At 63.8% G+C, this 6,785-nt stretch carries 7 protein-coding genes; 2 read left to right on the forward strand and 5 right to left on the reverse strand.

Features of this window, described 5'->3' with window-relative positions; translation table 11 throughout:
- Window positions 1–14: 14 nt before the first annotated feature.
- The 4 genes from MAXJ12_RS02060 to MAXJ12_RS02075 all read right to left on the reverse strand — a co-directional run bounded on the left by MAXJ12_RS02060 (window position 15) and on the right by MAXJ12_RS02075 (window position 4,322).
- A complete protein-coding gene (locus MAXJ12_RS02060; RefSeq protein WP_008834080.1) occupies window positions 15–1,532 on the reverse strand; it encodes a tripartite tricarboxylate transporter permease in 1,518 nt (505 codons plus the stop codon).
- 18 nt (window positions 1,533–1,550) lie between these two features.
- Window positions 1,551–2,036, reverse strand: a complete 486-nt coding sequence (locus MAXJ12_RS02065) for a tripartite tricarboxylate transporter TctB family protein (RefSeq protein ID WP_008834081.1) — start codon at window positions 2,034–2,036, stop codon at window positions 1,551–1,553.
- Window positions 2,033–2,977: a Bug family tripartite tricarboxylate transporter substrate binding protein gene (locus tag MAXJ12_RS02070; protein ID WP_008834082.1), complete on the reverse strand. Its 945-nt coding sequence runs from the start codon at window positions 2,975–2,977 to the stop codon at window positions 2,033–2,035. The genes MAXJ12_RS02065 and MAXJ12_RS02070 overlap by 4 nt, the downstream gene beginning before the upstream one ends.
- A 277-nt stretch (window positions 2,978–3,254) precedes the next feature.
- Complete coding sequence (locus MAXJ12_RS02075) at window positions 3,255–4,322, reverse strand: ABC transporter substrate-binding protein (protein ID WP_040584624.1); 1,068 nt, start codon at window positions 4,320–4,322, stop codon at window positions 3,255–3,257.
- A gap of 80 nt (window positions 4,323–4,402) precedes the next feature.
- Between MAXJ12_RS02075 and MAXJ12_RS02080 the strand changes: the two genes are divergently transcribed.
- Complete coding sequence (locus MAXJ12_RS02080) at window positions 4,403–5,077, forward strand: response regulator (protein WP_008834084.1); 675 nt, start codon at window positions 4,403–4,405, stop codon at window positions 5,075–5,077.
- Window positions 5,074–6,459 (forward strand): sensor histidine kinase, encoded by a 1,386-nt coding sequence (locus tag MAXJ12_RS02085; protein WP_008834085.1) that lies wholly within the window; start codon window positions 5,074–5,076, stop codon window positions 6,457–6,459. Before MAXJ12_RS02080 ends, MAXJ12_RS02085 begins: the two co-directional genes overlap by 4 nt.
- Here the strand turns inward: MAXJ12_RS02085 and trmB are convergent.
- Window positions 6,449–6,785, reverse strand: a 337-nt coding sequence (trmB, locus tag MAXJ12_RS02090) for a tRNA (guanine(46)-N(7))-methyltransferase TrmB (protein WP_008834086.1), incomplete at its 5' end; no start/stop codon positions are given. The genes MAXJ12_RS02085 and trmB overlap by 11 nt on opposite strands.

Raw genomic sequence — 6,785 nt, forward strand, 5'->3', positions numbered from 1 at the left:
AACTGGGGAGGACTTCAATCCTCGTCGCCGGCCAATTGCGCCAGTACCTTGCCTTGTCCCCGCGCCCGCAGGATCATCGGCAGGACGACGGCGGTTACCGCTAGTAGAAGTAGAACGATGGCGATCGGCGAGCCTACCAGAACAGTCGGATCGCCTTGGCTGATCGCAAGCGCGCGGCGCAATTGCTGCTCCGCCATCGGTCCGAGTATCAGCCCGACGACCACCGGCGCGATCGGGTAGCCGAAGCGCCTAAGCCCATATCCCATAAGACCAAACGCCAGCAGCATGCCGAGTTCGAAACTCGACGGGTTGGCTCCGATCGTGCCGAGCGTGGCGAACATCAGGATGCCGGCATAAAGCCAATGCGTCGGGATGCTCAACAATCTGACCCACAGCCCGATCAGCGGCAGGTTCAACACTACGAGCATGAAATTTGCGACCAAAAGGCTGGCGATCAGGCCCCAAACAAGCTGCGGATTGTTGGCAAACAGCAGCGGCCCCGGCTGCAGGCCGAATTGCTGGAATCCGGCAAGCATAATGGCGGCCGTCGCGGTCGTCGGCAGGCCGAGCGTCAGCAGCGGCACGAGCGTGCCCGCGGCGGACGCGTTGTTTGCCGCCTCCGGCCCGGCGACGCCCTCGATGGCGCCATGGCCGAATTCCTCGGGTTTCGTGGTGAGTTGCTTTTCCACCGAATAGGACAGGAAGGTGCCGATTTCGGCGCCGCCCGCCGGCATCGCCCCGATTGGAAAGCCGATAGCGGTGCCGCGCAGCCAAGGCTTCCATGAACGCGCCCAGTCCTCACGGTTCATCCACACCGAGCCTTTTACCGGCTCGATCTTCTGTTCGCGGGCGCTCTTGGTCGCCGCAACGCTCAATGCCTCTCCGACCGCAAACAAAGCGACTGCCAGCGTCGTCACCTCGATGCCGTCCAAAAGGTCGGGAATTCCGAATGCCAGCCGGGCCTGTCCGGTCTGGAGGTCGATGCCGATCAGGCCTAGCGTCAGGCCGATGGCCAGCGCCGTCAATCCGCGCAGCGCCGAATCGCCGAAAGCCGCCGAGACGGTCATGAAGGCAAGCACCATCAGCGCGAAATATTCAGCCGGCCCAAACGACAGCGCAATGCTTACGATCCAGGGCGCGATGAAAGCCAGGCCGAGTGTAGCAATGAGCCCGGCGATGAAGGATCCAATCGCCGCGGTCGCAAGCGCCGGGCCGCCACGCCCCGCCCTGGCCATCTTGTTGCCTTCGAGCGCAGTGACGATGGAAGCGCTTTCGCCAGGCGTGTTGAGCAGGATCGAGGTGGTCGAACCGCCATACATGCCGCCGTAATAGATGCCTGCGAACATGATCAGCGAACCGGCGGGATCAAGCTTGTAGGTGACAGGCAGCAACAGCGCGACAGTCAAGGCCGGGCCGATGCCCGGCAACACGCCGACAGCGGTGCCAAGCGTCACGCCAACCAGTGCGTAAAACAGATTGATGGGCTCGAGGGCGGTAAGCAGCCCTTGCGCGAGCAGAGCGAAAGTATCCATGCCTTCGTCTAACCTCGCTTAAAATAGTCGCTCAAGGGGACCGGCGGGCAGAGCTAGCTGCAGGCCCTTTGCGAAGACGAACCAGATGGCGAAGGCGAGAACAATGCCGAGCGGCACCGTCATCCACAACGGACCCTTGCCGAAACCGCGTGCGGTGGCTGCAAAAAGCAGGCCGGTGGCGATCGAGAAGCCGACGGTTTTCAGGAGCAGCATCTGCGCCGCGAGGCCCCCGACAATCCAGAGCATCGGCGGAAAGTTCTGTTCTTCGCGCTGCGGAAAATCGCCGCGTAAAGCTACATATGCCGTACAGATCGCAAGGACAAACAGGCCGAAGGCGATCACATAGGGGAAAGTTGTTGGCCCAATCCGCGCATAGGTAGCTGCACCGCCCATATTGGCGGTGCTCCAGGCGATCACAATAGCAACCACAGCCAGCGCCGCGGCAATGACAAGCGCCGCCCGGTCGGGGCGACGCTCCTGACGTGGCTGGTTGCCGTCGCTCATTTAACGAGGCCGATATCTTTCAGAATGGCCGAAGTCGATTCGATGTCCTTGGCAAGCTGGGCCTTGAACTCGTCGCCGGCGAGATAGGTGTTCGCCCAGCCATTGTCGGCGAGGATCTTCTTCCAGGTTTCCGACATCGCCATCTTTTCGATGTCGGCGTTTATGGCGGCCGTCTGCTCGTCGGTGATGCCGGGACCAGCCGCAACCATGCGCCAGTTCTGGATCGAAACGTCGACACCGGCTTCCTTGAAGGTCGGCGCGTCGATGCCTTCAACCTTCTCGTCGCTCGAAATGCCGATGATGCGCAACGCGCCGGCTTCGATCTGCGAGGCAAACTCGCCGTAACCCGAGATGCCGACTGTCACCTGACCGCCAAGGATGGCGGCGAGCGCTTCGCCGCCGCCGGAAAAGGCGATGTAGTTGACCTTGGTCGGGTCGACGCCGACGGCCTTGGCGATCAGGCCGGCCGTGATGTGGTCGGTGCCGCCGGCGGAACCGCCGCCCCAGGAAACCGCGCCCGGATCGGCCTTCAGCTTTTCGACCAGACCGGCCATGTCCATGATGTCGGAAGCGGCAGGCACAACGATCGCTTCATATTCGCCGGTGAGGCGAGCGATCGGCGTTACCTGGTCGAGCGTCACCGGAGACGCATTGGTGAGAATTGCGCCGACCATGACATAACCGCCGACGATCAACTGCGACGGGTCGCCGCTAGCCTGGTTGACGAACTGGGCAAGTCCGATCGTGCCGCCGGCGCCCGGAACATTGGTCACCTGCACGTTGCCGGAAATCTTCTCGTCCTGCAGCGCGGTCTGCATCGAGCGGGCCGTCTGGTCCCAGCCGCCGCCAGGAGCGGCGGGCGCCATGATCTTGTAGTCGGCCGCGTGGGCCGGCAGCGCCAAAAAGGCGCCGAGGATGGATGCAAATACGAAATGCTTCACTGAATTTCCTCCTTCTGTTCGCCTGCCTTCAGGGAGGCGGCGTCATTGCGACTATCGCGGCGGAGCGCACGGCAAGAGCCGGCGCCCCTCGCTTCCGGTTTGGAAGCCCCCGCACCGCTCGCACCGACTTGCGAGGCCGGACGATGGTCGAGGAAAAGAGCTTGAAGTCCTCCCAAACTTCTCAAGGTCTGGCCGCCTCCGGCGACCGGACCGGGCATCACATCACCACATAAACCTGTCATCAGGCTGACAACCTCGCCAGCATCTTGTCAGGTCGCTATCGGCCTCGCAAGGCGTCGTTCCAGCGCTTGATCAGCCGGGTGCGCTTGACCTGGTCGAGATAGACCATCAGCCCCGGACTGACCGGCACTGGGCGCAATTGCGCGCCAAGATTGGCCTGCATGGTGTTGGCGGTGTTCTCGCCCGAAACGTCTGGATTGACGGCGGCGATCTGCAACTCGCGCGCCATCACCGCCTGGCCTTCCGCCGACATGAAGTATTCGAGATATCGGCGGCCGAGGTCGGGAGCCCGCGCCGCAGCCGGAACCAGCCCTATCCGCGACATGACGACGGTATAGTCCCTGGGCAGCACGATGCCGACATCCGGATCGCGCGACGCCCAGTCGGCTGCATAGGAGCCCAGAATGTTGTAGCCGAGGACAAAACGCCCGTCGGCGATGCGCTCGAGGATTGCGGAACTGGTTGAATAGAGCTTGACGCCGGCAGCGCCCATCGCCCCGATCACCGACCATATGTCATCGAACTGCTCCTGGTCGCGCGACATGAACATGAAGCCGACGCCGGAGCGTTCTATGTCGTAGGTGGCGATGCGGCCGAAGACGGCGTCGCCCTGGGCTTCCAGGAAATCCACGAACTGCCGCCGCGTGGCGGGCGGGGCGGCGTCCCTGAAGCTCGGCTTGTGGTAGACGAAGACCGCCGGCTCGAAGGTCAGTGCATAGGCTGTATTGCGCCAGTTGGCCCAGCGCGGCCAGCGCGCACTCATCGGCAGATCGCTCTGCTGGGCATAGCCGTCATTGGCGAGCTTGACCTGCAGGTCCATCGCCGAAGAAAATGCTATGTCGGCCGTCTCGCCCTGGGCATCGGTTTCCGCGACGATGCGATCATAGATATCGACGGTCTGCAGATCCTCGTAGCGCACTGCAATTGCGGGATTGGCTCGCTGAAATCCCTTGATCATCGCTACCGCCAGGGGCGCGTCGAGCGAGGAATAGACGGTGAGCGTACGCGCGGCCGGGTCTCCATTGGCGGCCGGGAACACTGCTATTTCGGCCTGAGCGGGACCGAAGCCGACCAGCAGGAAAGCGATGAGAACGAAAAACGGCATGGCGGGCCGACCATGCCGCATGCTGGTAGTGTTCACAAGTTCGGGCGGTGGTTCTAGGATTGTGCGGGAAAGGGGGCCGCTTGCGCATATTGGTCGTCGAAGACAATGCCACGCTGGCAAACGGCCTGGCCGCGGTGCTGAAAGGCAGCGGCTATGCGGTCGATATTGTCGGCGATGGAGCGTCGGCGATCGCCGTGCTGGCGACCGAGCGCTTCGATCTGGTCATCCTCGACCTAAACCTGCCGGAGCATGACGGGCTGGAGGTGCTGCGCATCATGCGGGCGCGCCAGCACGATGCCAGCGTGCTCATCCTGTCGGCCCGCGGCGCGTCCGACGACCGGGTCAAGGGACTCAATCTCGGCGCCGACGACTATATGGCCAAGCCGTTCGACGTGGGCGAACTGGAGGCTCGGGTGCGGGCGCTGCTCAGGCGGCAAGCGGGCCAGAAGTCCGCTACGGTTTCGTTCGGCGAGGTCTCGCTTGACCTCAATTCGCGCACCTTCTCGGCGGCCGGCGTCGCCATCGATATCCCGGCGCGAGAGATCAGCCTGCTGGAGACGCTGTTCATGCGCGCCGGCAAGGTCGTGGCGAAGCAGTCGATCATCGAATCGCTCGCCGGCTTCGACGAGGATTTGAGCGCCAATGCGATCGAGCAATATGTCAGCCGGCTGCGCAAGCGGCTGGCGCCGCACGGCCTGACCGTCCGCACCGCGCGCGGCATCGGCTATTACCTCGAAAAGACGCAAGCCTCGTGACCGCCGGCTATTCGCTGCGCCGCAGGCTGCTCGTCTGGCTGCTGGTGCCGCTCGTTGCGATCGGCCTGATCGCGCTGCTCGACACCTACCGGGAGGCGGTGCGCACCGCTGACGCGGTTTCCGACCGCGTTCTTGCGGGGTCGGCGCTCGCCATCGCGGAGCGCGTGGTGGTTGCCGAAGATGGCAGCCTGGAGGTCGACATACCCTACGTGGCACTCGAAATGCTGACATCGGCAGCGCAGGATCGGGTTTTCTACCGCGTCGACGGGCCGCCCGGCACGTTCATCACCGGCTATGAAAATCTGCCGACGATCTCGGGAGAGGTGCGGGGAAATCCGTCCTTTGCGGATGCTGTTTTCCGAGGCGATCCGATCCGATTGGCGGCGCTGTCGCGATCCGCGTCGACGGGTGTAGATTCCATACCTTTCGTGGTCACGGTCGCCGAAACCACCATCGCACGCACGCAGCTTGCCAATACGATCCTGTTGCGCTCCGCTGTTCGGCTGGCGATCCTGATCCTTGGGGCGGCGATCATCGTCTGGTTCGCGGTCACCGCCTCGCTCGGACCGCTGTACCGGCTGCGCGACGCCATCGCCGAGCGCAATCCGGGCGACCTGCATCCGATCGAACAGCCGGCGCCAAACGAGGTGAAGGGGCTGGTCGAGGCGGTCAACTCCTTCATGGGCCGGCTGAACGCGGCAATAGAGGCGCTGCGGCACTTCACCGGCAATGCCAGCCATCAGTTGCGCACGCCGCTGACCATCATCAGGACGCAGCTTGCGCTGTCGGCGCGGGCGGGTTCGCTGGACGAGGCGCGTATGGCGGCCATGACTGGCGACGAAGCCGTCGCCCATGCCGAGCGCGTGCTAGCGCAATTGCTTCTGCTCGCCAAGATCGACGAAACTGCATCCGAACGGCTGAAGCATCTGGTCCCGATCGATCTCACCGAGCTTGCGCAAAGTTGCACCGCCGACCGCATCGTGGCGGCGCGTGCGGCCGGCATCGACCTCGGTTTCGACGGAGCGGAGCCGGCGATGATCCGCAGCGAGCCGCTGCTGCTGGCCGAACTGGTCGGGAACCTCCTCGAAAACGCGATCGCCTATGCAGGCAGCGGGGCCGAGATCACCGTTCGGGTTCTGGCGAACGAGGCGGTCGTGCTGGAGGTGGAGGACAATGGGCCGGGCATCCCGCCCGACCAGATCGAAGCGGTGCGGCAGCGCTTTGCGCGGGGCAGTGGCGGCATCAAACCCGGCGCGGGCCTCGGCTTGCCGATCGTAGAGGAAATCGCCGAGCTGTTCGGCGCGAGGCTCAACCTTCTGACGCCACCTACCGGACGAGGACTGCTGGCGCGGGTCTCGTTTCCGCCCGTTTCTACGTCCTGACGAATGTCAGATAGGCCGGGATGCGGTTTTCGCGAATGGCCTTCGCCTCGTATCGGGTCCGCACCCAGGTCTCGTATGGCTGGCGCCAGTCGTCGGCGTCGCGCGCCTGCCATTCGAATGCGCCATGCGCCCGGCAATGCAGCAGCGTCCAGTTGACGTAGTGATCGATATCGGAAGCAAAGCGGAATTTTCCGCCCGGTTTGAGCACGCGGGCGAAGCGGTCGAGATTGGCGGGACTGACGAAGCGGCGTTTCCAGTGCCGCCGCTTCGGCCACGGATCGGGATAGAAGAGATCGATGCCGTCGAGCGAGGCGGGGGGGAGACAG

This window comes from Mesorhizobium alhagi CCNWXJ12-2 (genome assembly GCF_000236565.1).
Taxonomy (GTDB): Bacteria; Pseudomonadota; Alphaproteobacteria; order Rhizobiales; family Rhizobiaceae; genus Allomesorhizobium; species Allomesorhizobium alhagi.